Below are 25,055 nucleotides of genomic sequence, written 5' to 3'. Positions count from 1 at the left end.
GATACAGCCTGTTTCTTTTTTTAAAGAAATAGGCTTTTTTTATGATCTGAATTAAACCTACCCTTATCACGTACTTTTCCTGTAAAAATGAATAGGATAATTTAATGAGTTTTAAGAAGGAGATGAAGGAATGTTTTATCCAACAAATTTTCATCCGTATCCTTATGCTGCAAATCCGTATGCATACAATTATGTTAGAAACAGTTACTGGCCAAATACGGTGTATAATGCTTATCATTCGAACAACAATTTTAGGGCTATTGAGTTAACAGACTATGGTCCAAACCCATTTGTTACAGACATCAACCAGGCTACTTTACAAAACAATACGTTTCGAACTGCCTTATGGACCGGAACACAATTTCAAATAACATTGATGAGCATAAATCCAGGAGAGGATATAGGATTAGAAATGCACCCAGATGTTGATCAATTTCTCCGTTTAGAACAGGGACAGGGAATTGTGCAGATGGGAGAAGATAAAAATAATCTTAATTTTGAAAGAATGGTTGTAGATGATTATGCAATAGTGATTCCAGCCGGCACTTGGCATAACCTGACCAATACTGGTAATACTCCATTAAAGCTTTATTCGATTTATGCCCCTCCAAATCACCCGTTTGGTACGGTTCATCCTACCAAAGCTGATGCCGAGGCTGCTGAAGAATACGGTTACTAAAGCCAGGAATGCAGAGGAAAACAGCACTATGTCCTTATAGTGTTGTTTTTCATTTAAAATCTGAAAGACAATGACTGAAACCTTTAAATCAGTCATTGTCTTTCAGATAGAATCGGACAGGGTATATACCTTTTTTCTATTATCTTTTAAAAATCTATTAACCCTTATATATGATTTGCTAGTAAGAACCGAAGAATACTATCTTCAACAACACTCCGAAAATGATTGCAAATAGGAAGGATGTAAGTGTCCCTAACAAAAAATACTCCGCCCAATCGCGGTCATCCATCTGTTTGAAACGAGTAAGTGACTTTGCTGCAACAATGAATCCAACCGCAGAAAAAGAGCCCATCAATATTAATGCTACTACTAACAATCTTTCGAGATACCCAATCACTTTTCCACGCGATAGGTCCTGGTGTTTCATCACCATATATGTATATTCCTCTGACATATTTTTTTCACTATTAGAACTGACGGCAAGATCTTTCAATGTGTATTTTCCTTCAAAAAGGGAGATATGTTTAGTTAGTGATCCAAGCAGAATTCTTATAAGATGGCCTGTTACAGTGGTACATAGTATTAACATTATGATTAAAAACAAAAGACCCTCAAACAACCCAATCTCAGGTCGTAAGCCTTCTTTTAAGTGGAGTAGTAATAGAATAGAATGGAAGGTAGTCTTTAAATCTACTTGTAATGTAAAGTAACAGACTACCAAAATAGTAATCACATGAAATAGTTGATCTATAATAAATAAGCCAAGATTCCAGGCATTTTTTCGTACTAATTTACTTGTCTTTTCCTGGATAGAGATCTTAAAGTAATCAATACCCCCGTGAATTCCCACTAAAAGTATGGTAGGCAACAAGACCTCTCTCATCAAATCCTTTCCTTGATAGAAGTAAATGACGAGAAGAGGAATAAGAAAGATAGCAGCATGATGAAATAAATGGAGCTTTAAAAATTTCCGTTTTTCCTTCACCATGTGCTCTGTCTGAAAATAAAAATCGGCCATTAAGTGGGCTAAGATAAGGGAAAGGATTATCATTTCCAACGCTCCTTCCTATAAATAATCATATAGAAATGATTGAATCGATATTCTTATAAAGCTCATTTTTAATCGTTTGGGTCAACTCTTTTGTAATATTTTGCGGTTGGGTTCCAAAGCTGGTTGATTCTAATTTATCAAAAGTTTCTTGAAGCGTGTACAAGGTATTCAATATTATCTCACAATTCCCTTTTTTATAGTGACTAGAGATAGTAGAAGGCGACTTATTTACTAGCCTTGCTATGGCTTTTTGCTCATCAAGGATGGCGTACAGCGTTGATATTAATTGCTGCAAGGCGGTTTGGTCCTTCATAAATTTATGCTGATAGGATAAAAGCAAATTTGCCATTCCTAATGACGTATTCTCCATGTATTCATCATCTGGGAGCAATAACATGGATAAACGTTGGGAGGAGTGCTTTATTTTTTCATTAGCTACCCGAGCCTGACGCATAAGCGGATGATTCCATTTATCTAAATCAATTTCTTGTAAGCTTGAGTCAACTGTTCCAAATGTGATACCGAAGTAGGGAGGCTGTTCTTTGTATTTCCAAATTTGGCTTATATAAAATGCAACTGTATATGCAGTAGAATAATGATCAAACAACCCGACAATTTCGTCTCCTAGTCGGTGTTTAACCTGTGCATGGGGGAGTCCTCTTGTCCACCTTCGCACAAGGCCTTCCATTTCTCCTAAATAGGCTGTTATTTCGTCCCAATTTTTTGAAGAGTTTGTCACATCCATTATAAAAATGGAAATAGGGTACTTCATATTTCTCACTCCTTCCAAAAAGAATTCCACATTAGTTTAATTCAATTCGACTAAATAATCAACTTACATAGATTTCGATAGATTAATCGTATTATAGATAAATAGATGAAAAAGTCAAATTTTCAGAGAAAAATAGAATGAAAGCAGAAAGGTTTACAAGAGGTTAGAAAGAAGTTATCATTTGTACAACAAATTAATTCCGATAAAAACAATATGAAAAGGTGTGATTGAATTGGCGGGAACAGCTTATAATACTGTCCGATATGAAAAACAGCCAACAACTATTGTTGCTAAATTAAATCCTATACAAAAACCTTTCTTGACGATTGGGGTACTAGCAAGCATCATTCTTTTCATAACAATTGTCGCTACAACAGATTGGGTTCAAGGGACGTTATATATTATTGGCTTGGCGCTCGGTGTAACACTATTGCATGCTCGCTTTGGATTTACATCTGCATTCAGGCGCTTGATGTCTGTAGGAAATGTACAGGGACTGCAGGCGCATATGGTGATGCTGGCGGTCGCAACTACATTGTTTGCTATCATTTTAAGCACAGGTTTTAGTTTTACTGGTAGTACACCGACAGGGTATGTATCACCTGTAGGAGTAAGTGTGTTAGTTGGTGCTTTCATGTTTGGTATTGGGATGCAGCTGGGAAGTGGATGCGCATCTGGTACCCTTTACTCGGTGGGGGGAGGCTCTTCTTCCATGATCTTAACGCTACTTTCTTTCATCGTTGGGTCTGTTATTGGAGCCTATCACTTTACGTTTTGGATGGAAGATACCCCTGCACTTCCGCCTATTTCAATTGCTGAATCTACTGGTCTTGGGTACTTTGGCGGATGGTCGGTCCAAATGGCACTGTTTGCGGGTATTTACTGGGTAACTGTACAAATAGCAAAGCGAAAAAACCCGCCAAACATGAAGCCATTGGCAACAACAACCGGGTGGAGAAAGGTAGTGCGAGGTTCTTGGCCTTTATTTGCGGCTGCTATCATCTTAGCACTTCTTAACGCTCTTACATTAGCAGTACGAGGAAATCCTTGGGGTATCACATCTGCATTCGCCCTTTGGGGAGGGAAGGCATTAATGCTGGTAGGTATAGATGTTTCCAGTTGGGGATATTTTGGCGGAGCAAACGGAGAAGCTTTAACTCAAACAGTGTTGGCTGATTCAACTAGTGTGATGAACTTTGGAATCATCTTAGTAGCCTTTATTGCAGCCAGTGCACAAGGTACCTTTAAACCGAAGAAAATTAAACCTGGCATCGCAGGAGCTTCCATTGTTGGTGGGTTATTAATGGGCTACGGTGCAAGACTTGCCTTTGGTTGTAATATAGGAGCATACTTTGGAGGAATTGCATCCTTCAGTTTACACGGTTGGGTATGGATGGTCATGGCCATGCTTGGAACATTGTTAGCATTATTTATTCGTCCTCTTTTCGGATTAAAAAATCCAAAACCAACTGATTCAGTATGTTAAGAACACATAAGAAAAGCGATCCTTAAATGGGATCGCTTCAGACTGTCGACAAACTATAAACTAGTTAGGTTATCTGTTGGAAGAGTTGATCTCCGTTGCAGGAGCTTCGCTTTCCGCGGGCAGTCCGGAAGCCTCCTCGGGCTACGCCCTGCGGGGTCTTCCATGTCCTTTCCTCCCGCAGGAGTCTTCGCTCCTTCCACTGCGATCAACTAGAGAATTTCACTATTTTTAGCTTTGTCTACACACTGAAGCGATCCTTAAATGGGATCGCTTTTTTTATGTAACTATAAATCGGGAAATAATTATCGGCATTCAAGCTATTGTTATCTTAGTATAATGGACAAGTATAACTACTCGCAATGTGGGTGTTATTTTACAAAAACAAAATATTGTTATATCAAAATTATTTCCTGAATTCATGAAATTAATTTTAGGTTGATAGATTGCTGGTAAATTAGATATTGTTAAAGAAAGTCATTAATAAATCAGTTTTGTAGAATAAATAAGTAGCAGTAAGGAGTTGAAGGTGAACGTGGGAGAACCAGAACAATTTAAAGTTTTCACCAAACAAAGGGAATTTGTTAGAATCGCTTCAAGAGAAGAGGTCCACAAAAAAGGATATTGGCATGAAACGTTTCACTTTTGGCTGGTTGCTGAAATAGACGGGAAAAACTATCTTTACTTCCAACTCAGAAGCGAGTCTAAAAAAGACTATCCGGGACTATTAGATATAACAGCGGCAGGACACCTGTTACATAATGAAAGGATAGAAGATGGGATAAGGGAAGTGAAAGAAGAAATAGGTTTGAATGTAACGATAGAAGAGTTACATTATCTAGGGATATTTCCATATGAGAAAATATTGGGGGAATTCATTGATAAAGAGCATGCGCATGTATTTTTACTGAAAAGAGTGATTCCGTTTCATGAGTTTACGCTTCAACAGGAAGAGGTGAGTGGAATGTACCTTGTTCCTATAGATGAATTTATGAATTTATGGTTTAAAGATAATCAAGATACAATATTAATTGAAGGATTATTTGAAAATAAAGACGGCAAGATTGCAGCGAGTAAATGGAAGGTAAACAAAGCCGATTTTGTTCCGCATAGCGATGATTTTTACAGAGATGTATTAAATGCCATTATTAATAAGATTTCTTAACACTAAAAAACTGCTTTCCCCATTTCAGGAAAGCAGTTTTTAAATGTTATTTATATTTTTCTTTCCCCTTAGCTCCCCAAAAGAATAGAACAAAGATACCAGCAGCCACTATCAATGGTGAAGCATACATAATCAAGAAGTTTTCCATGTAAAGAACCTCCTTATTTTTTTCCTTGTACGTACTTGTTGTCAAATAAGAATAGTCGCATTAATAGATACAATGAAGGGATTAGCAGAAACAATCCCGCAATGAAAGCCGTAATTAATGCTACAGCCATGGCTTCATTCGTAAATCCGTCATAGATTGTCAAATACGGATATAGCAAGTATGGCATATGAGATGCACCGTAACCGAAGAAGGCCGTTGCAAATTGGAACATTACTAAGATAAAAGCTACACCAAGGCGTTTCTTTTTCCACATAAGATAAACCGCTCCTAGGAAAAAGAGAAACGAAAGACTGAACATCCAGGAAAGTCCCAACATATTATCAAAGTGTTCTGGGTTATGGTCACTTAAAGCGAAGAATACAAGAACACTGGCAAGAATGGTTGGAAGACTCCAGTTTAATGCATATTTTCTTAATACTTCAAATGCATTTTCGTCTCGTGCTGCTTTAGCATAAAATGCTAAGAAATAAGCAGAAATGTAGAGTACACTTACAAGCGCCAAGATGACTACTGCCCAAGAATAGAAACTAGTGAAAAGTGCTCCATAATCAAGCCATACCGAGTCTTCATATTTGTAAATGAAGCCCCCCTCTGAAATGGTAAGCACAACAGAAAGAGAAGCAGGAATCAAGAGACCAGTTGCCCCATATAAAGCTTGATAAAAATTGTTCCCTTTTTCCCCATAGTGATGAAAAGCATAATATGATCCACGTATAGCCAATAGCACAATGGCGATGCTTCCTGGAACTAACAAGGTTGTTCCATAGTAATAGGCAGTAGATGGGAAAAAGCCTACTATTCCTATAAAGAAGAAAACTAGGAACACGTTCGTTACCTCCCAAACAGGGGAGAGGTAACGAACGATTACTTTGTTAATTAAGTGGTTTTTCTTTGTAATGGTGGAATAATAACTAAAGAAACCAGCGCCAAAATCAATGGATGCTACAATTAAATACCCGTACAAAAACGTCCACAGAACAGTAATTCCAATTATTTCATAAGTCATTCTTCAACCCCCTTACTCCATGCCCCTATCGTGAAGTTCTTTCTCCACCGGGTTATTTTTAAACATTTTCCGTAATACAGTCGCGCATGTTGTTAGAAGAACGATGTAAAGAAGAACGAATAGGACAATCATTAGATCAACATGTTCTGAAGTTGTGGCCCCTTGTTCGACCGTCATATAACCTACAAGCAACCACGGCTGCCTTCCGAGTTCCGCAAAAAACCAACCCATCTCAATGGCAAGGACTGCGAGCGGTCCACCCGCAACGATTGCCCACAACAGAGGCTTGTTCCATTCGTTCCATTTCCGAACTTTTGCAAACAATACATATAAGATTGATATAAACGCCAGGAACATGCCAATTCCGACCATTGTATCGAAAAAGTAATGGACGATTAATGGAGGCAGCTCTTCTTCAGGGAATTCTTCTAAACCTATTACTTCCGCATCAGGGTTACCGTGAGCCAAAATACTTAAGGCGTAAGGAATTTCCAATGCGTATTTTACTTCATTATCTTCTTGAAGCACACCACCCACAATTAACGGAGCTTGTGATGTAGTCTCAAAGTGCCATTCTGCTGCTGCAAGTTTTTCAGGTTGATATTTTGCCAGATACTTACCTGAGAAATCACCGATGATCGCTGTGGATATAGCAAAGATTGCAGCTGCTGTCATGGTAAGATGAAGTGCTTTTTTATGATACACATGGTTCTTGCCTCGTAGTATTGCGAATGCTGCTATAGCAGCTAAAACGAAAGCTGTTGTTAAATACGCCGAAGATAAAACGTGAGCAACCTTGGTGGGGGTTGCAGGATTAAACATTGCTTCTAATGGACGAATGTTGGTTAACACACCGTTTTCAAGGTCAAATCCTCTAGGTGCATTCATAAAGCCATTCACCGTTGTGATAAAGAAGCCTGAAGCCATTGCTCCAAGTGCTACAGGAATCAAGATGAAAAAGTGATAAATTTTCTTTTTAAATCGGTCCCACGTATATAAATAGATTCCTAGAAAAATAGCTTCAAAGAAGAACGCAAAGGTTTCCATGAATAACGGAAGACTAATAACATGCCCAGCCATCTGCATAAAGTTTGGCCATAGCAGACTTAACTGTAAACCAATAGCGGTTCCGGTCACTACCCCAATTGCCACGGTAATGACAAATCCACGGGCCCATCTTCTTGCAAGAAGGCGGTAATGCTCATCATTTCTTTTTATCCCCATCCATTCTGCCAAAGCAATCATAAGGGGCACTCCGACGCCGACAGTGGCGAAGATAACGTGTACAGCCAATGTAATACCTGTTAGAATTCGGCTTAACAAAACCGGATCGTATTCAAATAACCCAAACATCCAAATTCCACTCCTTTTTTAACACAAAATTTCTGTCTTCAAGATTCATTTTTTATTATACAATAGATTGCTCAATACTTCACATAATAAACATCAAGCAAACTCTCTTACTAGTATATTCCCTTTAAACAAGAAGCAAAACAGGGAGAAAGCGCTTGAATATGACAGCTTTATGGCAAAGATTCGGCTAATTTGTGACAACCAACGAACAGCGAAAGTAATTCAAGTTAACAAACGCAAAGGTTTTTGGAAGGGATGAAAGGAAAGATGGAGAATTTACAGAAAATACGTAGAAACAAAAAGAATGTTGTATAAATATGTAGAAGAAAGTGGTAAAATATTCTTATAATTCACACAAAGGGTGTATTTGATGAGCTATTTAAAAAATCATATTAATAGGCTTTCCAGAGACACATTCTCTCTGAACTATATTCTAGATCAAGAAATCGTTGGCACCTATGAATTATCAGAAGGCCAGAAAGATCGTATGAAAGTTCAAGAGAATCTAAAATTTAATACACCAGTGGAAGAACTATTATACACAATCTATGATCATACAGTGTTCCAAAATAAGAAAGCGGCAAGGGAAAAGTTCCAATACTTAAACGATGAGTTTGATATAGACAGTCTATTGTCTGACCCCAGCCTGAACTTACTTTACCTGGTGGTGAAACTTAAATACTCTATCTTAAATAATGATAGAAAATTATATCAGCCAATATTTAATAAAATTAGAAGTTTACCTACTAGCACAGATCCCTCGGTTGAATATATACACCATAAAACATTAGGTATCTATTATTATCGTACTAATAACTTTTTACAATCCACATTAGCGCTTGATAATGCCCTATCCTTAGCGGAAAAACTACCTTATATTTCTGAAATCGATAAAGCAGAATTGTATTATCAAGTCGCGTTAACAAAAATAAAAACTTGCGATACGTTTGAATCCATTTTTTTTGCAGAAAAGGCCCTTTCACTCTACCAAAGTCTCTCTATTAATAAGCGTTCTGCTGAGTGTCATATCATTCTTGGCGTCAACTTTAACCATTCCAAACGACAAGATTTTGCAGAAAAACATTATCTGTCTGCAAAAAATATAGGGGAAACCATTGAAGATGCATATCTGGAATCGATGGCACTACATAATCTTGGTTGCATCAAGTCTTATCAGAAACAGTCAGAGGAAGCAATCTATTATTACCTTGAATCATTAAAAAGGAAAAAAGAAGAAGAGAGAAGTGTCTATTCTATATTAGGGCTAGTCGAGGAATATTACTTTTTGGGTCAAACAGAATTTTCTAAAGAATGGGCAGATCAAGGTTTAAGATTGGCTGCGAGGTCTGATTTAGAAGAATATATCCTTCACTTTACTGCACATATCTATTTATTGAATAGTGATCCAGAGTTAGAGCTATACATTCAACAAGAAGTGATTCCTTATTTTAAGAATGCTGGAAATGAACGTTACACGATTAAATATATGGAGATGTTAGCAAAGTACTATTACCAACAACAGCAATTCAAGTTGGCGAGTGAGTTTTTTAACAGTTGTTTGCAAAATATTAAATCCAAAACCTCTTATTAAACGAAAATGAAGGAGAATCTCACACTGTGAATGTTAGTGTGGGATTTTTAAATAGAAATGGTAAATTAGTTTTAGTTAAATCTTTAAAAAATTTATGTTTGATTAACCAATATAGGGTATGTAAGCATTATTTAATCTTTTTATAAGAAAGGTAGTGTTTACATTGTTCGGGATAAATGATTTGTGGAAGTTTTTTCTTTCCTTTTTTCTTGTGCTACCTATCGTGACAATTATTCATGAAATGGGGCATTATTTCTTTGCTAAGCTTTTTGGTGGTAGGGTGATTGTACATATAGGGACAGGTAATATCCTATTCAAGGTTGGTTCGATTCGCATAAGGAAGTTATATTTTTATGATGGATGGTGCGAGTATATATCGTTAAGTAAAAAGGCATCTAAACTTGATAAAGTGCTAGTTTATTTAGGGGGATCCCTTTTCAATATTTTGTCCATTTTCATTTTGAACACATTAATCTTAAATGACTTTTTAGAGCCAAGCATTTTCTTTTATCAGTTTACCTATTTCTCCTTTTACTTTTTATTCTTTTCATTGTTTCCAATTAATCACTTAAATGGCTGTCCAAGCGATGGGATGGCGGTGTTAAATTTAATAACGAATAGAAAGTTCAGTAAGAATCCACCTAATTAATGAAATATATGACATTTGTCATAATTGTCTAATGACACGTATGACTATGACAAGTCTTATAATAATAGTAAAATGAGGTGGGTAAGTATTTTACAAAACTTTCCTAGTATTATTTGTTATAATAACGATACAAGACTTGTTAAAGGTAAATGAGGTTTTAACTATTATGAAAAAGAGATACTTAATGTTTCAGAAGGGCTCTGGAATATCTCCATACATTTGGAGCGTATTCAGCATCCTTCCGTTTTATTTTATCTTTCAATCATCATCCACACCTGAAATTATTGTGGGTATTTTCTTAACTATACTATTTTTTATTGCTTATCGATTTGCGTTTATCTCTAATAAGTGGCCGGTTTATTTATGGACTTGTTTACTGATAGGGATTTCCATAACGATGACCATCTTGTTTCATTTCATCTATTTTGCTTTCTATATTGCATTTTATAATGGGAAAATAAAGAATAAGATTGCCTTTATCGTGCTGTATATCATTCACCTAATTGCAACTACAGTAGCAATCAACATAAATGTAGTCATGAGAGACGAGTTGTTTCTAAAGCAAATCCCTTTTGTAGTGATTATTTGGATTGCTGTAATCTTATTGCCTTTTAATCTTTACAATAAGCGAAAACAGGATCAGTTAGAAGAGCAGTTGGATGTAGCCAATAAAAGAATATCGGAACTTATCATCCAAGAAGAAAGGCAACGAATTGCAAGAGACTTGCATGATACACTTGGACAAAAACTCTCGTTAATTGGCTTAAAGAGTGATCTGGCTAGGAAGGTAATGAATAAAAACCCTGATCAGGCAAAAGCGGAGCTAAAGGATGTCCAACAAACAGCAAGGACAGCGTTAAATGAAGTGAGACAAATGGTGTCTCAAATGAGGGGAATTCGATTAAAAGAGGAGTTTGTAAGGATAAAACAACTACTTGACGCTGCAGAAATGGAACTAACATTGGAACACGATTTACCTTTAAAGGATAATTCATTGTTCTTAGAGAACATTTTGAGTATGTGTTTGAAAGAAGCGGTTACCAATGTAGTTAAACATAGTAAAGCTTCCCGATGCATGGTCCGTATGGAACAATTAGGCGACGAAATTAGGCTGATCATCCAAGACAACGGGGTTGGTATGACAGAGCAGGATGATATAGGAAAAGGCAGTGGACTGCTCGGTATTAAGGAGCGACTGGAATTTGTAAATGGCTTGATGGAGATTAGTGGGGAACAGGGAACTACCATCCGTATCAAGGTGCCTAAAATGGTCAATCAGAGGGAACAGGAGGAAAAAGCATGATAAGGATAGTAATAGCAGAGGACCAACGTATGATGTTAGGCGCCTTAGGTTCATTACTAGATTTGGAAGAGGATATGGAAGTGGTCGGAATGGCCGGGAACGGGGAAGAGGCTGTTGCTTTATACCATACACACAAGCCTGATGTATGTATCATGGATATTGAGATGCCAGAAAAAACCGGTTTGGAGGCAGCGGAAGAGTTAAAAGGATTAGGGTGCAAAGTAATCATATTGACCACATTTGCAAGAACAGGGTATTTCCAAAGAGCTCTAAAAGCAGGTGTTACAGGTTACTTACTAAAAGACAGTCCAAGTGAAGAGCTGGCCAACTCCATTAGAAGCATCATGTCAGGAAGACGCGTCTATGCCCCTGAATTGATGGATGATTTCTACGGAGAAGAAAATCCGCTGACAGAAAGAGAAAAAGCAGTTCTGGAACTGGTGGCAGATGGAAAAAACACACAGGAAATAGCTGATGAATTAAGCATTAAATCAGGTACCGTAAGAAACTACATTTCCGCTATACTCGATAAACTGGAAGTGAAAAACCGAATTGAAGCTATTACCCAATCCAAGGAAAAAGGTTGGTTTAAATAAAATTGGATAGAATGTTTAACAACCGATCTAAGAGGAAGATCGGTTTTTGTTTATGCTCTACTTTAATATGTGATATAGTTATGAAAGCTATTTCAAGGCTATATTTAGAAAAGAGACGTGATAAGAGTGACTGATTTTATTAAGTTAGGGGTTCGTAAGGCAGTAAATCACTCCTTAAAATCCATGGGAATAACTTCCCCAACCCCCATACAAGAACAAACCATTCCTACAGTTCTTGAGGGACATGATGTAATTGGACAGGCGCAGACCGGCACGGGAAAAACATTGGCTTTTATTCTTCCTATTTTAGAAAAAGTCGATGTGAATAACCCTGATACGCAAGCCCTGATACTGACTCCAACAAGGGAACTTGCCCATCAAATTACAAAAGAGATAAAAAATTTAAAGGAAAATATAGATGATTTACACGTTCTTGCCGTGTACGGAGGGCAGGATGTCCAATCTCAGCTAAAAAAGCTAAAAGGAGCACAACATATCATAGTGGCAACACCTGGACGCTTACTAGATCATGTGAGAAGAGGAACAATTGATCTTTCCACTATCTCCATGCTTGTCATTGATGAAGCAGATCAGATGCTATTAATGGGTTTTTTACCAGACATAGATACCATCACTGCAGAAACCTTTTCTTCTCGTCAGACAATGCTGTTTTCTGCAACCATACCAAATGAAATCCATTCCTTAGCACAAAAATATATGAAGCAGCCTAAACACATTCAAATTGTGGAAAAGCAAGTGACTGTAGCAACAATCAACCATTATGCGGTGGAAACAACGGACCGCCGTAAAGAAGGTACGATGCTTCATCTTATCAAAGAACACAATCCCTATTTGGCTATAATCTTTTGCCGGACAAAGGCAAGGGTACAAAAACTGACTGAAGTTCTAAAACATGAGGGAATACAATGTGAAGCTTTACACGGAGATATTCCACAATCCAAACGTAACAGAGCCATGAAATGGTTCCGTGACGCTAAACTTCAATACCTGGTTGCAACAGATGTAGCTGCTCGTGGGCTTGATGTAGAAGGAGTCACACATGTTTATAATTATGACATTCCACAAGACTTAGAAACATATATCCATCGTACCGGCCGCACAGGGCGAGCGAGCGGTACAGGGGAGGCTTATACCCTTTATGCTCCAAGGGATATGGATTTCCTTCAAATGATCGAAAAAGGAATAGATATGCCACTTGAGAAGCTCGTTTTTAAAGGCATTAGTATTCCTGACCGCGACGATTACGAAGAAGAGCGCACTATTAATATTGCGAAAGCGAGAAAAGAAAAAGCAAAGAAAAAAGATTTTACTAACAAGAATTTTAAGAGATAGAAAGGAAGATTAACCAATGAATATTAAAGGCCATGAGGCGGAAAAACTTAAAGATCCAACAGGAATTATCGAGGGAGATAGATATGAATTTTTTCTAGACTTGCAAATTGATGAAGAAGATGAGTTATATTCCGAGCAAGGCGTATATTTAAAGGTAATCCTTGCCGTAGATGGCGATGGACATAGGGTTGCACAATATCAATTCTATGAAGAAAATACCAACAAAGCGTTGGATTTCGAAATGGAAGAGGAAGAAGAACAGGCTGTACTTGCATACTGTGGAGAACATTTTAAGACAATACTATAATTAAAACCATTTGCATTTTTTCTCGTTCTCCTGTACTATAGGGAAACAAGCTACGATGTACGTAACCATAACAAAGTTTTAACCTTTATACTTAGCTAGGGAGTTTTATATAAAAGCAGGAATGTCATGCCTCCATGGATAGAGGACGACAGGAATGTTTTTGCGAACACCCACTTTCAGGAGTGGTGGTTTAAAACTTTCTTATACTAAGTTACGGCAGTTGTGGCTTGTTCCTTTAAAACACACTAAAAAACGAGCTTCCATCTTTAAGGTGGAGGCTCGTTTTTATTTGAAGGCTACACCAATTGTCTAACACAGTGTGTTAAGATAAGTAAGTTCTATGTAGTGTATAGAATTGCGAGTACTAGGAAAATACTTACAAGAGCACTAAGTAACCGAAGGGAGATCTAAAAATGGAACAGATAGAAGTAGGAGATATTTTTATTGTGACCGATGAGAACGATCAGGAACAAGAGCTTGAGGTGCTTGGCACGATGGACGTGGAAGGTTCCGTATATGTAGCAGTAGGTTTTGTAGAGGAAATTGCAAAAGACACAACTGGTGACGTTGATATTTTCTTCTTAAAAGTGGAAGAAGACGGTGAATTATCGGAGATTGAAACAGACGAAGAATTTAATAAAGTTTCAGCAGCTTTCGAAACGATGGTAGACAAAGAACAATAATACTACAGAGGTTGTCCTATAAAAAAGGACAGCCTCTTTTTTTGTTTAAAGGCATGTATGAAAATAAGCTCCATACATTATATCAAAGAATGATTTTCCCCTGGAAAGTTATTCTTCCATATCCAATTCCTACTTGGAAGGGGTGTTTTAGTGGATTAAGGTATTTAAGTGAGAAAGAAGGGGGAGACAGTATGGATACTTTGTTTATTGTACTTAATATCATTTTATTACTTTTAATTTGCTTTGGGCTATATACGATGCAAAAAAGAGGCGTTTCTTTTTCTAAGCGTGTTTTTTCTGCATTGGGGATAGGGATTCTTTTCGGTCTTGGCCTTCAGTTTGTTTATGGATCAGGTTCGGAAGTGTTAAGCGGTTCTATCGACTGGTTCAATATTGTAGGTTCTGGGTATGTGAAATTTCTGCAGATGATTGTTATGCCGTTAGTGTTCATCAGTATTATTGCTGCATTCACAAGACTTACGTTAAAGAGTAACATTGGAAAGATTAGCGGATTGATTATTGGTATTTTAATTGGTACAACAGCTGTCGCAGCAGCCGTTGGGATCGGTACCACACTTGTCATCGATCTAGAAGCAATCCAAATTGAACAAGGAGAAGCGGAAACAGCTAGAGGAGAGCAGATGGAACAGCGTGCAGGTGATCTGGCATCCAAAACATTCCCACAACAGATGCTAGATTTCATCCCTTCCAATGTATTCCTTGACTTCACGGGTGCACGTTCGACTTCGACAATAGCAGTAGTCATTTTTGCCGCATTTATTGGAATTGCCTATTTAGGCGTTAGACGCAAAAAACCTGAACAGGCAGAATCTTTTGCAAAGATAGTAGATACCTTTTATACCATTATCATGAGAGTTGTGACATTAATTCTTCGTTTAACTCCATATGGGGTTTTGGCGTTGATGTCCAAGGTTACCGCAACGAGTGATTACGGAGCAATTGCCAAGCTTGGGCAGTTTGTAGCAGCATCCTATGTGGCCCTGGCAATTGTGTTCGGTATTCATTTAATTCTCTTAGCGATTGCAGGATTGAATCCATTGACATATGTCCGTAAGGCGATTCCAGTTCTATCTTTTGCGTTTACTTCTCGCACAAGTGCTGGAGCTTTACCATTAAACATCAATACACAAACGAAAGAATTTGGTGTGTCAGATGGTATTGCCAATTTTGCAGGTTCTTTTGGCTTATCTATCGGCCAAAACGGTTGTGCAGGTGTTTATCCCGCTATGCTGGCAGTGATGATTGCACCGACTGTCGGAATAAATCCGCTAGATCCATCATTCTTGATTATGTTGATTGTCATTGTAGCTATCAGTTCATTTGGGGTTGCGGGAGTAGGAGGCGGAGCAACTTTTGCAGCCATTCTAGTTCTTTCTGCAATGGACCTACCGATTGCACTCGCAGGATTATTAATATCTGTTGAACCTCTCATAGATATGGGGCGTACGGCAGTGAATGTTAGTGGTAGTATGACCGCAGGTGTGCTGACGAGTAAGGTGACGAATGACCTTGATACTTCTGTATTTAACAGTAAAGCATCTACGGATATGGAGTTGGATGTTTAATAAGTGTTTGTATGAGGAGAGAGAGCAGCTTAGGTGCTGCTCTCTTTTTTGTGGTGTTTTTATTGCGAAATCCGAAATGTCACAATGACAGGTGTAAAAGTCAGAATAAACTTATAGAAAGTTACAATAACGAAAGAAAAAGTTAGAATCAGCCTCAGAAAAGTTACAATCCAAACTACTATCTGTAAAAGTGGATTGTTTATTACTCCCTGATACCGAAATCCTCCACTTAATTGGTGATAGAGATTAAAATCATTCCCTGGTCCAACTGTTTTTTCTGTAGTGCTAGTAAAATAGAGTATTGTACTAACACCTACCATGGTTATTAAAAATAACGAAATGGCACTCACTTCCTTACGTTATCGTAATAAAAGCTTGTCACAATCCTACCATTTTTGATATAGTAATATGTTGTAACTTCTTATATAAAGAAACAATTATGTTAACTATGTAAATAGATAAATTTTATAAAGGTATTGGTGATAATAATGAGTCAAGACTATAGAGTACTATTGTATTATAAGTATGTCGATATTGAGAATCCTGAAGAGGTCACGCAACAACACCTAGATTTTTGTAACGAGTTAGGGTTGAAAGGCCGTGTATTGATTGCAAAAGAAGGGATTAACGGAACTGTTTCAGGGACGATCGAGCAAACAGACGCTTATATCGAGCATATGAATGCCCATCCCCTGTTCTCAGATATCATCTATAAAGTAGATGAAGTAACGGAACATGCATTCCCTAAAATGAAGGTTCGTTATCGTCCGGAATTGGTAACACTACGCCTGGAAGATGATATCGATCCCCGCAAAACAACAGGGAAACATTTGAAACCAAAAGAATGGTTAGAAGCATTACAAAGCGAGGATACAGTGGTAATTGATGCTCGTAATGATTATGAGTACGACCTTGGACATTTCCGAGGTGCAGTGAAACCGGATATCAATACGTTTAAAGAACTTCCTCAATGGATTAAAGAAAACAAAAAGAATTTTGAAGGCAAAAAGATTCTAACCTATTGTACTGGCGGAGTGCGGTGTGAAAAGTTCTCTGGATGGTTGCTTGAAGAAGGGTTTGAGGATGTTTCCCAGCTCGATGGAGGAATTGTCACTTACGGGAAAGACCCTGAAGTGCAAGGAGAACTATGGGATGGACAATGCTATGTGTTTGATGAGCGCATCAGTGTTCCGATCAATCAAAAAGAACATGTAGTTGTCGGGAAAGACCATTTCACAGGTGAACCTTGCGAGCGTTATGTAAACTGTGCAAACCCTGAGTGTAACAAGAAGATCTTGAGCTCTGAGGAAAATGAACACAAATTCTTGCGCAGTTGTTCCCACGAATGCCGTGTGCACCCTCGAAATCGCTATATTACAGAACATGGATTAACTGAAGAAGAAGTAAGCATAAGAATGGATGCAATTAAAGAAGAAGTTACAAACTAATTTAGCTAACCTGTTTCTCAAATGAGAGACAGGTTATTTTTGTGCGCTTAAAGAAATACTTATCTGAAAAGACTACGTTTTTCTTTTAACAATAGAGGTAAATAGTAAGTAATGAAAAGAAAGGAGACTACATACATGGAATACCGGATTGAAAAAGATACAATGGGAGATATAAAAGTTCAGAAGAATAAGCTATGGGGGGCACAAACACAAAGAAGCATTGAAAATTTCGCTATTGGTGCCGAGAAGATGCCAATAGAGATCATACACGCGTTTGCTCTATTAAAAAAAGCAGCAGCAAAAACTAATCATAAATTAAGCAAACTATCTCCCGAGAAAGTAGAGGCAATTACAGCCGCTGCTGAAGAGATATTAACTGGTAAATGGGATGAGCATTTTCCCCTTGTTGTGTGGCAAACAGGTAGCGGAACTCAATCCAATATGAATGTAAACGAAGTGATTGCCAACAGGGCTAACCAACTTTCAATGGAAAGCGGAGAAGAGGACCGGATACATCCCAATGATGATGTAAACATGTCCCAAAGTTCCAATGACACGTTTCCGACTGCCTTACACATTGCTGGCGTGTTAGCAGTGGAGGAAAGACTCCTTCCAGCTCTTACAAGATTAAAAGAGACTTTGCTACAAAAGTCAGATGATTTCAAGGATGTCATAAAAATAGGAAGAACCCACTTACAAGATGCTACCCCTCTGACACTGGGCCAAGAAATCAGCGGATGGCATCATATGCTTGAAAAAGGGGAGAAAATGATTATAGAAAGTCTACCCTATATGAAAGAACTGGCTATAGGGGGAACGGCAGTAGGTACAGGAATAAATGCGCACCCAGATTTTGGGCAGATGGTAGCGGAGGAGATTACACGGCTGACGGGGAAAAACTTCATATCTGCAACGAATAAATTTCATGCATTAACAAGTCACGATCAGGTTGTGTATGTACATGGAGCAATAAAAGCACTTGCTGCAGATTTAATGAAAATTGCCAATGATGTAAGATGGCTTGCTAGTGGTCCAAGAAGCGGGATAGGGGAGATAACGATACCGGAAAATGAACCTGGAAGCTCTATTATGCCAGGCAAAGTCAATCCAACACAAAGTGAGGCTCTGACGATGGTAGCCACACAAGTTATGGGTAATGATGTAACGATTGGAGTTGCAGCAAGTCAGGGGAATTTCGAACTGAATGTGTTCAAGCCGGTCATTATCTATAATTTCCTTCAATCCGTTACACTTTTAACAGACAGCATGAACAGTTTTAACGACAAATGTATAAGCGGATTGGAACCTAATCTTGAAAAAATAGCCTTAAACCTTCAAAACTCTTTAATGTTAGTAACATCCCTAAATCCTCACATAGGATATGAAAAAGCAGCAACCATAGCGAAGCTTGCACATAAAGAAGGGACCACGTTAAAAGAAGCTGCAATAAAATTGGAATTGCTAACAGAAGAAGAATTTGATGCCTTTGTTGATCCGAGTAAAATGGTAAATCCACAATAAACAAACTGGCCAAGTGGAAATTCTACTTTTGTTTCCACCTGGCCAATCTTTTTCATTTCTCCATCATCTCTGTTTCACTGACTTTATCTATTTTATCTACAAACATTTGAAACACTTTTCTTTTTTCATCTAACTCTTTTATGTATTGTTTAAGTTCATTGAATTTCTCTTCATATGGTTTGTGATACGATTCTTTAATGTTGTCGATAATTTCGTCGTTAATGGTGGATTGGATCACTTGTTTTGTAATACTGAACTTAATAGAATATAACTGAAGATCTGATTTCACTTTTTCATATTCATCATCAATCTCTTTTTTCTGCTTCAACATTTCTTCTTTCCATTCTAATAAAGAATCCTTTACATATGTCTGCATAGTTACCTCCCATGAACATACTGATACTAAGGTTACGTATTATATATATAATATTAAAGAAAATACTTAGATTTGTGGGGGTATTTTTCTTTACAGTCTGTTTACATAATAAAAGCTTCAAAAAAATTTAGAGCACCCCGTATCTTCAGGGGCTTATAAAGCGTTTATATAATAGAGTGGAGTAAAGGAGTGTTGCTCAATGAAAAATTCAAACAGTGATTTGGTCACCAAATCTTTATTGTCCAAGGAAGAGTACCTACAGGACCATTATCATACATTACTCCGATATTGCCTGTTTCTTACGAAAAACGAATGGGATGGAAGTGACCTTGCACAAGAAACCATGGCACAGGCCATTAAGCATTACTCTCATATTTCTGTTATTAGTCAAAGTCTTCTTAAGAAAGTTGCTTACAACAAGTGGATTGATGTTGTACGGAGAAGACAAAAAGAAATCTTGCAGGATGTTCTTAAGGAAGAGGTGTATCATCATCATTTGGAGAAAGCCCTCATCATTACAGATACATTACTTACACGTACAACACCAAAACAAGCAGTAATTTTCTTTCTTACAGAGGCATTTAGTTATCAATCTGCTGAAATTGCTGACATGCTCGGCACAACAGAAGGAGCGGTAAAAGCAGCTTTGCATCGCTCTAGAAAAAGACTAAACAAAAAAGAGGGACCTAACCTTGAACTCATTGAAAGTTTTTGGACCGAGGAAGAAAAACAACTATTGCCACCATTATTCCAGCAAAGTCTTCAGGAAGAAGATCCAGGAGTGCTCGTTGATGCACTACCGACTATCTTCCATCATAATGCCACATCGAATAAACCTTCTACTCACACTCCGACCAATGCATTTACGTGCGTTGCATAACGAAGGAGGGAATAATCATGAATACAATACCATATGTTATTGAACAATCCTCTAGAGGAGGACGCTCATATGATATATATTCTCGCTTACTGAAAGACCGTATTATCATGATTGGGGACGAAATCAATGATCAAATTGCCAATAGTGTCGTTGCCCAATTACTTTTTCTAGCTGCTGATGACCCAGAAAAAGACATATCCGTCTATATCAACAGCCCAGGCGGCTCTACTACTGCTGGGTTTGCCATTCTTGACACCATGCACTACATCAAACCAGACATTCGAACAATATGCATAGGAATGGCCGCTTCTTTTGGAGCAATGCTGTTGATGGCAGGTACGAAGGGGAAGAGGCTTGCACTGCCAAATAGTGAAATTATGATTCATCAGCCACTCGGTGGGGCAAGAGGCCAAGCGACAGATATTGAAATTTCTGCCCGTAGAATTCTAAAGCTAAAGGATGATCTGCATAAAATGATAGCTGACTATACTGGTCAGCCACTTGAGAAAATTGAACGTGATACTGATAGAGACCATTTCATGACAGCTAGTGAAGCAAAAAATTACGGAATCATTGACGAGGTTATTAAAAAAGGATAATACCAAAAAAACAGGCACCTCACTTACGAGAGCCTGTTTTTATTCTTTTTTACCAATAATCCCATAAAAGAAGATATTCGTAATGTCTTCTGTTAACGGTAGCACTTTTTGATAAACTTCTTCTCTTTGCATATAATCTTTTAGCATCTGTACATAGAAAAGAATGGCTTCTTGGGAAAGATTGGGATCAACATAGCCTTGCTCCTTACCTTCCTCCAATAATTTTGCAAAATAGGGAAGTGCTTTTTCTACATAAATTTTCTCAATGATATTACCTTCCGTGGCATATTCCTTCATCATAAAATGATAAAATTCTTCATGAATCTGTTTTGAGATTTCTTTTTTATTAAAAATAATTTGTTTAATTTTCTCTGGGAACGGCTTATCACTATGAATGAGCTTTTCGAAGTCGGCAGAAGTTTTATTTATGTAATATCCAAACACATCACTTGTTAATCTATGTTTACTTTCAAAATAATTATAGATCGTCACTTGAGAAACATTGGCCTTTTTTGCAACTTCCGCTATGGACACTTTTTGAATGCCAAATTCCATAAAAAGTACCAAAGCAGCTTCTAAAATATCCTGCTTTTTTTGTTCTCTCCTTCGTTGAAAACCGTCCATTTTCCTTCACCTCCCTTATATCTTAATCAAAATTATGTAATAAAACAAATAAATTAGTTCATAAACTCTTGTCAAAGGATATTTTTATATATATTATGAACTATATAAGTTAAAATATTTCATATTTTTCTTTTCTGTATGTTTATCATGTAGATTAAGGGAGGGTCTTTCTTGACCATTTTAGAGACGAAAAATTTAAAGAAGACATTTGGTACTTTTACTGCTTTAGATGGGGTAGATATGAGTGTTAACAGTGGAGAGGTATACGGCTTCATCGGACCAAACGGAGCGGGGAAATCCACCACCATACGTCTATTATTGGGTATATTGAAAGCAACACATGGGGAAGCGAAGATATTCGGCCTAGATGCTTGGAAGGATGCTGTAGAAATTCATAAACGCATTGCCTATGTACCTGGTGATGTGACTTTGTGGCCAAACCTAACGGGAGGAGAGGTCATTGATCTATTCATGAAATTTCGAGGCGGGAACAATACGGAGAAGAGAGAAGAGTTAATTGAAAGATTTAAACTGGATCCTTCAAAAAAATGCAGAACTTATTCTAAAGGGAATCGGCAAAAAGTAGCGTTAGTTGCGGCCTTTGCTTCAAATGCAGATTTATTTATACTAGATGAACCTACATCAGGTCTTGATCCATTGATGGAGATGATTTTCCAGGAATGCGTATTGGAAGCTAAATTCGCTGGAAAGAGCGTGCTTCTATCAAGTCATATTCTTTCTGAGGTTGAAAAGTTATGTGATCGTGTTGGAATTATCCGACAAGGAAAGATAATAGAAACAGGAACCTTACAAGAATTGAGACATCTTACAAGAACAAATTTGCTAGTTGAAACAAAACAGCCTCTAGTGGATATCCGTTCATTGAAAGGTGTACATGAAGTAGAACAAAAAGATGCTGCGGTTTCTTTTCAAGTGGACGCAGAGGACCTTGCTAATGTCATGAAGCATGTGAGCGATTTCGGTCTAATTAAACTAGAGAGTTCTCCTCCTACATTAGAGGATTTGTTTATGAGACATTATGATGGTGGCAATACCTCCAATGCAGGAGCGGGAGGGGAAGCCTAATGTGGAAGCAACGTTTTACTAACACGGGTAGTCTCATACTCTTCACTTTGAAACGAGATAAGATTCGTATCACAATTTGGTTGCTGTCCATTACTATGATGACAATTTTAACTGCTACATCTTTTTCTGGTCTGTATGCAAATGAACAGGAAAGACAAGCAATCGCTGAAACAATGAAGAATCCTGCCATGACCGCAATGGTCGGCAAGGGGTATGGGTTGGAAAACTATACAGAAGGACCCATGTTGGCACATCAAATGCTACTGTTTACTGCCATTGTGGTGGCAATCTTGAGTATCCTGCTCGTTACACGTCATACAAGAAATGATGAAGAGGAGGGACGTGTCGAGTTAATCCGCTCTTTACCTATAGGTCGTTTAGCTACTGTTACTTCTACACTTGCCGTTGTGATAGCTACCAATGTATGTTTAAGTATCTTCGTTGCTTTAACCTTATTCTCTTTAGGTATTGACAGCATTAATCTTAATGGCTCCCTTTTATACGGTGCAGCATTAGGTGCTACGGGGATATTTTTCACAAGCATTACGCTTCTATTTGCACAACTTTCTTCCAACTCTCGTAGTACCATTGGGTTGTCATTTACTGTGCTTGCAGTCTCTTATTTAGTTCGTGCGGTAGGTGATGTAAGTAATGAAGGCTTGTCTTGGATTTCACCGCTCGGATGGGTATTGGGAACAGAGGTTTATGTGAACAACTATTGGTGGCCAGTTTTTCTTACATTAATCAGCTCCATTATTATTGCCATGACTGCGCTTTATTTGCATGGATTCCGTGATCTTGGGTCTGGGATCATCCCGACAAAGCCAGGGAGCATACATGCATCTCGTTTATTGCAAAGTCCGGTCGGATTGGCCTTCAGGCTCCAACGGACAGGGATTATCGCATGGGCGATAGGTATGTTTATCTTAGGTGCGTCATATGGTTCCGTTCTTGGGGACCTAGAAACTTTCTTTTCTAGCAATGAAATGTTAACTCAAATGTTATCCCCTGTGGAAGGATACACGTTAACCGAACAATTTATGACCATGCTCATGGCTATAATTTCGATGCTTTGTACGATTCCTCCCATCATGTTTTTGTTGAAGCTAAAAGGGGAGGAGAAGAGAGGGCACCTGGAGCCAATACTTTCCAGAAGCGTGTCACGATCAAAGTTACTGGGAAGCTATCTGTTGTTGTCTCTCATCTTCGGCTTCATAATGCTAGGTTTAGCCATATTAGGATTATGGGTGGCAGCAGATTCCGTCATGGATGATCCTATCTCTTTACAGTCATTTTTAAAAGCTGGCTTAGTCTATTTGCCCGCTTTGTGGATCATGACCGGAATTGGAGTTGCCACCATTGGATTAAAACCAAAACTAACAGGAATCACTTGGCTTGTACTTGGCTATTCATTTTTTGTTGTTTATCTTGGCGGCATGCTCAAGCTACCTGAATGGATGGCAAATTTATCGCCTTATGGTCACATTCCACAGATCCCAATAGAAGAAATCAACTATGTAACGCTAGCGACCCTCTCATTTATTGCAATCATTCTTATGATTGTAGGGTTTTTAGGATTTCGCAATCGTGATATCACAAGATAATGCGGCCCCTTCGTTTTTATAACGAGGGGGTTTACCTGTATAAAACACCTTTTCATCGAGCAATCTACATGTGAAAAGGAGTGAAAAACATGAAGCATGTTTTGCCGCTATTAATTAAATTCATCGCCAGCTTTTTAATCTTATCCTTTTTCTTGAATCAGTTTGTTGAGATCTCTTTCCTTGATATCCTTTTGACAACCGTTCTTCTTATTACTTTTTCGTACTTTGTAGTGGATGATTTGGTCTTGCCTCGTACAAATTATACTTTTGCTGCTGTTTTTGACTTTGTATTTAACTTTGCCGTTATTGCGTTTATGGTATATATTCTTACCAATCTAAGTGGCGGATTCTTGTTACCTTCTGCGATTGCAGCAATTACGATTACTGTATTTGAAGTGTTCTTTCATCTATACCTTGTTAAAAGGGTATTCCCGGATCATCCAAGAAAGAAAGCGAAAAGGGAAGGTCGACCGATGGAACTCCAAACAGAGTTCTCAGAAGAGCTAAGTGTTCATGAAAAGAAGAAGAGAGAAGACTAAACCCAATATTTTTGTTGGGTTTTTGTTTTTGTTTGCTATACTTTTATATATTCAGATTTAATTGGGGAAGGAGTCTATGAGCAATTATGAGTCTTGATAAAGTGAAAGATTTGGTAGAGGCATTAGGGCTTGAAACACATCCAGAAGGTGGCTTTTATAAAGAAACATATGTATCAGGGGAAAACGTCACTGATAATGAACTATCTGTTTCTTTCGATGGTAAGCGAAAGCTCTATTCAAGCATCTATTTTTTACTGACAGATAAAAACATTTCACACTTTCATCGGTTAAAATCAGATGAATTATGGTATTTTCATGGGGGGAGTTCATTAACCATCCACGTCATTACAGAAGCAGGGAAGTATGAGCAACACAAGTTAGGTTTAAATTTACATGAAGAGGAAAGACCCCAAGTATTAGTTCCGAAAAACTCTATTTTTGGTTCAAGTGTCGATACTCCAGATAGTTATGCCCTGGTAGGTTGCATGGTGTCACCTGGGTTTGAATTCAAGGATTTTGAAATGTTCACACAAACGGATTTAATGGCAAAGTATCCCGAACACGAGGAAATTATTCGGAAGATTGCTTATGAAGTGTTGCCGATTTGAAGTAACCTCCTTTCAAAGTAATGG

The 25,055-nt window shown here is 37.9% G+C and carries 26 protein-coding genes and 1 other RNA gene; 20 read left to right on the top strand and 7 right to left on the bottom strand.

From position 1 onward, the window contains the following. Window positions 1-130 precede the first annotated feature (130 nt). The gene (locus tag AAV98_RS01000; RefSeq protein ID WP_060663688.1) at window positions 131-679 is read left to right on the top strand and encodes a cupin domain-containing protein; all 549 of its coding nucleotides are present in this window, start codon (window positions 131-133) and stop codon (window positions 677-679) included. 178 nt (window positions 680-857) lie between these two features. Here AAV98_RS01000 and AAV98_RS00995 read toward each other — a convergent pair whose 3' ends face one another. Both AAV98_RS00995 and AAV98_RS00990 read right to left on the bottom strand, forming a co-directional pair. After that, on the bottom strand, window positions 858-1,730 hold the full coding sequence (locus tag AAV98_RS00995; RefSeq protein WP_060663687.1) for a DUF3307 domain-containing protein: 873 nt from the start codon (window positions 1,728-1,730) through the stop codon (window positions 858-860). Window positions 1,731-1,755: 25 nt separating this feature from the next. Then, entirely contained in the window at window positions 1,756-2,502 is a 747-nt protein-coding gene (locus AAV98_RS00990) for a helix-turn-helix domain-containing protein (RefSeq protein ID WP_060663686.1), read from the bottom strand. Between the two features lie 232 nt (window positions 2,503-2,734). On the opposite strand from AAV98_RS00990, the gene AAV98_RS00985 reads away from it, so the two are divergent. Beyond that, complete coding sequence (locus tag AAV98_RS00985; RefSeq protein ID WP_060663685.1) at window positions 2,735-3,988, top strand: YeeE/YedE family protein; 1,254 nt, start codon at window positions 2,735-2,737, stop codon at window positions 3,986-3,988. A gap of 526 nt (window positions 3,989-4,514) precedes the next feature. Beyond that, on the top strand, window positions 4,515-5,150 hold the full coding sequence (locus tag AAV98_RS00980) for an NUDIX hydrolase (RefSeq protein WP_231687667.1): 636 nt from the start codon (window positions 4,515-4,517) through the stop codon (window positions 5,148-5,150). Between the two features lie 46 nt (window positions 5,151-5,196). Here the strand turns inward: AAV98_RS00980 and cydS are convergent, their stop codons facing one another. The 3 genes from cydS to AAV98_RS00970 are packed head-to-tail and all read right to left on the bottom strand — an operon-like array spanning window position 5,197 to window position 7,678. Next, window positions 5,197-5,298 carry a cytochrome bd oxidase small subunit CydS gene (gene cydS, locus AAV98_RS20895; protein WP_442853667.1) on the bottom strand — a complete coding sequence of 34 codons (102 nt, stop codon included), beginning with the start codon at window positions 5,296-5,298 and terminating at the stop codon, window positions 5,197-5,199. A gap of 13 nt (window positions 5,299-5,311) precedes the next feature. Beyond that, window positions 5,312-6,325, bottom strand: coding sequence for a cytochrome d ubiquinol oxidase subunit II (locus tag AAV98_RS00975; RefSeq protein ID WP_060663683.1), 1,014 nt, complete (start codon window positions 6,323-6,325; stop codon window positions 5,312-5,314). Window positions 6,326-6,337: 12 nt separating this feature from the next. Further along, on the bottom strand, window positions 6,338-7,678 hold the full coding sequence (locus AAV98_RS00970) for a cytochrome ubiquinol oxidase subunit I (RefSeq protein ID WP_060663682.1): 1,341 nt from the start codon (window positions 7,676-7,678) through the stop codon (window positions 6,338-6,340). A gap of 370 nt (window positions 7,679-8,048) precedes the next feature. Here AAV98_RS00970 and AAV98_RS00965 point away from each other — a divergent pair, with 370 nt between their 5' ends. The 11 genes from AAV98_RS00965 to fumC all read left to right on the top strand — a co-directional run bounded on the left by AAV98_RS00965 (window position 8,049) and on the right by fumC (window position 18,715). Further along, window positions 8,049-9,269 (top strand): tetratricopeptide repeat protein, encoded by a 1,221-nt coding sequence (locus AAV98_RS00965; protein WP_060663681.1) that lies wholly within the window; start codon window positions 8,049-8,051, stop codon window positions 9,267-9,269. A 163-nt stretch (window positions 9,270-9,432) separates the two neighbouring features. After that, window positions 9,433-9,918: a hypothetical protein gene (locus tag AAV98_RS00960; RefSeq protein WP_060663680.1), complete on the top strand. Its 486-nt coding sequence runs from the start codon at window positions 9,433-9,435 to the stop codon at window positions 9,916-9,918. Window positions 9,919-10,084: 166 nt separating this feature from the next. Continuing rightward, the gene (locus AAV98_RS00955) at window positions 10,085-11,221 is read left to right on the top strand and encodes a sensor histidine kinase (protein WP_060663679.1); all 1,137 of its coding nucleotides are present in this window, start codon (window positions 10,085-10,087) and stop codon (window positions 11,219-11,221) included. After that, the gene (locus AAV98_RS00950; protein ID WP_060663678.1) at window positions 11,218-11,817 is read left to right on the top strand and encodes a response regulator transcription factor; all 600 of its coding nucleotides are present in this window, start codon (window positions 11,218-11,220) and stop codon (window positions 11,815-11,817) included. The genes AAV98_RS00955 and AAV98_RS00950 overlap by 4 nt, the downstream gene beginning before the upstream one ends. A gap of 126 nt (window positions 11,818-11,943) precedes the next feature. Next, a complete protein-coding gene (locus tag AAV98_RS00945) occupies window positions 11,944-13,170 on the top strand; it encodes a DEAD/DEAH box helicase (protein ID WP_082380710.1) in 1,227 nt (408 codons plus the stop codon). A gap of 16 nt (window positions 13,171-13,186) precedes the next feature. Next, on the top strand, window positions 13,187-13,477 hold the full coding sequence (locus AAV98_RS00940) for a DUF6509 family protein (RefSeq protein ID WP_060663677.1): 291 nt from the start codon (window positions 13,187-13,189) through the stop codon (window positions 13,475-13,477). Between the two features lie 44 nt (window positions 13,478-13,521). Continuing rightward, a non-coding RNA gene (gene ssrS, locus AAV98_RS00935) (6S RNA) lies at window positions 13,522-13,710 on the top strand. Window positions 13,711-13,890: 180 nt separating this feature from the next. Continuing rightward, window positions 13,891-14,160: a DUF1292 domain-containing protein gene (locus tag AAV98_RS00930; protein WP_060663676.1), complete on the top strand. Its 270-nt coding sequence runs from the start codon at window positions 13,891-13,893 to the stop codon at window positions 14,158-14,160. Window positions 14,161-14,351: 191 nt separating this feature from the next. Continuing rightward, window positions 14,352-15,746 carry an L-cystine transporter gene (locus AAV98_RS00925; protein WP_060663675.1) on the top strand — a complete coding sequence of 465 codons (1,395 nt, stop codon included), beginning with the start codon at window positions 14,352-14,354 and terminating at the stop codon, window positions 15,744-15,746. Between the two features lie 488 nt (window positions 15,747-16,234). Beyond that, window positions 16,235-17,194 (top strand): oxygen-dependent tRNA uridine(34) hydroxylase TrhO, encoded by a 960-nt coding sequence (gene trhO / locus AAV98_RS00920; protein WP_060663674.1) that lies wholly within the window; start codon window positions 16,235-16,237, stop codon window positions 17,192-17,194. A 135-nt stretch (window positions 17,195-17,329) separates the two neighbouring features. Then, window positions 17,330-18,715, top strand: coding sequence for a class II fumarate hydratase (gene fumC / locus AAV98_RS00915; protein WP_060663673.1), 1,386 nt, complete (start codon window positions 17,330-17,332; stop codon window positions 18,713-18,715). Between the two features lie 52 nt (window positions 18,716-18,767). Here fumC and AAV98_RS00910 read toward each other — a convergent pair whose 3' ends face one another. Beyond that, window positions 18,768-19,091 (bottom strand): hypothetical protein, encoded by a 324-nt coding sequence (locus AAV98_RS00910; protein ID WP_010193599.1) that lies wholly within the window; start codon window positions 19,089-19,091, stop codon window positions 18,768-18,770. 199 nt (window positions 19,092-19,290) lie between these two features. On the opposite strand from AAV98_RS00910, the gene AAV98_RS00905 reads away from it, so the two are divergent. Together AAV98_RS00905 and clpP are read left to right on the top strand one after the other, a co-directional pair. Continuing rightward, window positions 19,291-19,971: a sigma-70 family RNA polymerase sigma factor gene (locus AAV98_RS00905; protein ID WP_060663672.1), complete on the top strand. Its 681-nt coding sequence runs from the start codon at window positions 19,291-19,293 to the stop codon at window positions 19,969-19,971. Window positions 19,972-19,988: 17 nt separating this feature from the next. Further along, a complete protein-coding gene (gene clpP, locus AAV98_RS00900) occupies window positions 19,989-20,570 on the top strand; it encodes an ATP-dependent Clp endopeptidase proteolytic subunit ClpP (RefSeq protein WP_060663671.1) in 582 nt (193 codons plus the stop codon). Between the two features lie 39 nt (window positions 20,571-20,609). On the opposite strand, the gene AAV98_RS00895 is transcribed toward clpP, so the two are convergent. Then, complete coding sequence (locus AAV98_RS00895; RefSeq protein ID WP_060663670.1) at window positions 20,610-21,194, bottom strand: TetR/AcrR family transcriptional regulator; 585 nt, start codon at window positions 21,192-21,194, stop codon at window positions 20,610-20,612. Window positions 21,195-21,365: 171 nt separating this feature from the next. Between AAV98_RS00895 and AAV98_RS00890 the strand changes: the two genes are divergently transcribed. The 4 genes from AAV98_RS00890 to AAV98_RS00875 all read left to right on the top strand — a co-directional run bounded on the left by AAV98_RS00890 (window position 21,366) and on the right by AAV98_RS00875 (window position 25,031). Further along, window positions 21,366-22,280 carry an ABC transporter ATP-binding protein gene (locus tag AAV98_RS00890; RefSeq protein ID WP_060663669.1) on the top strand — a complete coding sequence of 305 codons (915 nt, stop codon included), beginning with the start codon at window positions 21,366-21,368 and terminating at the stop codon, window positions 22,278-22,280. After that, window positions 22,280-23,884 (top strand): ABC transporter permease, encoded by a 1,605-nt coding sequence (locus AAV98_RS00885; protein WP_060663668.1) that lies wholly within the window; start codon window positions 22,280-22,282, stop codon window positions 23,882-23,884. Before AAV98_RS00890 ends, AAV98_RS00885 begins: the two co-directional genes overlap by 1 nt. 89 nt (window positions 23,885-23,973) lie before the next feature. After that, on the top strand, window positions 23,974-24,423 hold the full coding sequence (locus AAV98_RS00880; RefSeq protein ID WP_060663667.1) for a DUF2512 family protein: 450 nt from the start codon (window positions 23,974-23,976) through the stop codon (window positions 24,421-24,423). An 86-nt stretch (window positions 24,424-24,509) separates the two neighbouring features. Beyond that, window positions 24,510-25,031: a cupin domain-containing protein gene (locus AAV98_RS00875; RefSeq protein WP_060663666.1), complete on the top strand. Its 522-nt coding sequence runs from the start codon at window positions 24,510-24,512 to the stop codon at window positions 25,029-25,031. Window positions 25,032-25,055 lie beyond the last annotated feature (24 nt).

The sequence above is a fragment of the Bacillus sp. CHD6a genome (genome assembly GCF_001293645.1).
GTDB lineage: Bacteria > Bacillota > Bacilli > Bacillales > Bacillaceae_I > Sutcliffiella_A.
The sequence above is the reverse complement of the archived record's forward strand: the minus strand, read 5'-3'. Positions and strand labels throughout refer to the sequence as shown.

What these genes read in the sequence shown, in the direction of transcription:
- AAV98_RS00950 (WP_060663678.1), top strand. Translation starts at nt 11,218, where the DNA reads ATGATAAGGATAGTAATAGCAGAGGACCAACGTATGATGTTAGGCGCC.
- AAV98_RS00965 (WP_060663681.1), top strand. Translation starts at nt 8,049, where the DNA reads ATGAGCTATTTAAAAAATCATATTAATAGGCTTTCCAGAGACACATTC.
- AAV98_RS01000 (WP_060663688.1), top strand. Translation starts at nt 131, where the DNA reads ATGTTTTATCCAACAAATTTTCATCCGTATCCTTATGCTGCAAATCCG.
- AAV98_RS00970 (WP_060663682.1), bottom strand. Translation starts at nt 7,678, where the DNA reads ATGTTTGGGTTATTTGAATACGATCCGGTTTTGTTAAGCCGAATTCTA.
- AAV98_RS00930 (WP_060663676.1), top strand. Translation starts at nt 13,891, where the DNA reads ATGGAACAGATAGAAGTAGGAGATATTTTTATTGTGACCGATGAGAAC.
- AAV98_RS00975 (WP_060663683.1), bottom strand. Translation starts at nt 6,325, where the DNA reads ATGACTTATGAAATAATTGGAATTACTGTTCTGTGGACGTTTTTGTAC.
- AAV98_RS00995 (WP_060663687.1), bottom strand. Translation starts at nt 1,730, where the DNA reads ATGATAATCCTTTCCCTTATCTTAGCCCACTTAATGGCCGATTTTTAT.
- trhO (WP_060663674.1), top strand. Translation starts at nt 16,235, where the DNA reads ATGAGTCAAGACTATAGAGTACTATTGTATTATAAGTATGTCGATATT.
- AAV98_RS00885 (WP_060663668.1), top strand. Translation starts at nt 22,280, where the DNA reads ATGTGGAAGCAACGTTTTACTAACACGGGTAGTCTCATACTCTTCACT.
- AAV98_RS00925 (WP_060663675.1), top strand. Translation starts at nt 14,352, where the DNA reads ATGGATACTTTGTTTATTGTACTTAATATCATTTTATTACTTTTAATT.
- cydS (WP_442853667.1), bottom strand. Translation starts at nt 5,298, where the DNA reads ATGGAAAACTTCTTGATTATGTATGCTTCACCATTGATAGTGGCTGCT.
- AAV98_RS00910 (WP_010193599.1), bottom strand. Translation starts at nt 19,091, where the DNA reads ATGCAGACATATGTAAAGGATTCTTTATTAGAATGGAAAGAAGAAATG.
- clpP (WP_060663671.1), top strand. Translation starts at nt 19,989, where the DNA reads ATGAATACAATACCATATGTTATTGAACAATCCTCTAGAGGAGGACGC.
- AAV98_RS00895 (WP_060663670.1), bottom strand. Translation starts at nt 21,194, where the DNA reads ATGGACGGTTTTCAACGAAGGAGAGAACAAAAAAAGCAGGATATTTTA.
- AAV98_RS00875 (WP_060663666.1), top strand. Translation starts at nt 24,510, where the DNA reads ATGAGTCTTGATAAAGTGAAAGATTTGGTAGAGGCATTAGGGCTTGAA.
- AAV98_RS00905 (WP_060663672.1), top strand. Translation starts at nt 19,291, where the DNA reads ATGAAAAATTCAAACAGTGATTTGGTCACCAAATCTTTATTGTCCAAG.
- AAV98_RS00880 (WP_060663667.1), top strand. Translation starts at nt 23,974, where the DNA reads ATGAAGCATGTTTTGCCGCTATTAATTAAATTCATCGCCAGCTTTTTA.
- fumC (WP_060663673.1), top strand. Translation starts at nt 17,330, where the DNA reads ATGGAATACCGGATTGAAAAAGATACAATGGGAGATATAAAAGTTCAG.
- AAV98_RS00955 (WP_060663679.1), top strand. Translation starts at nt 10,085, where the DNA reads ATGAAAAAGAGATACTTAATGTTTCAGAAGGGCTCTGGAATATCTCCA.
- AAV98_RS00990 (WP_060663686.1), bottom strand. Translation starts at nt 2,502, where the DNA reads ATGAAGTACCCTATTTCCATTTTTATAATGGATGTGACAAACTCTTCA.
- AAV98_RS00940 (WP_060663677.1), top strand. Translation starts at nt 13,187, where the DNA reads ATGAATATTAAAGGCCATGAGGCGGAAAAACTTAAAGATCCAACAGGA.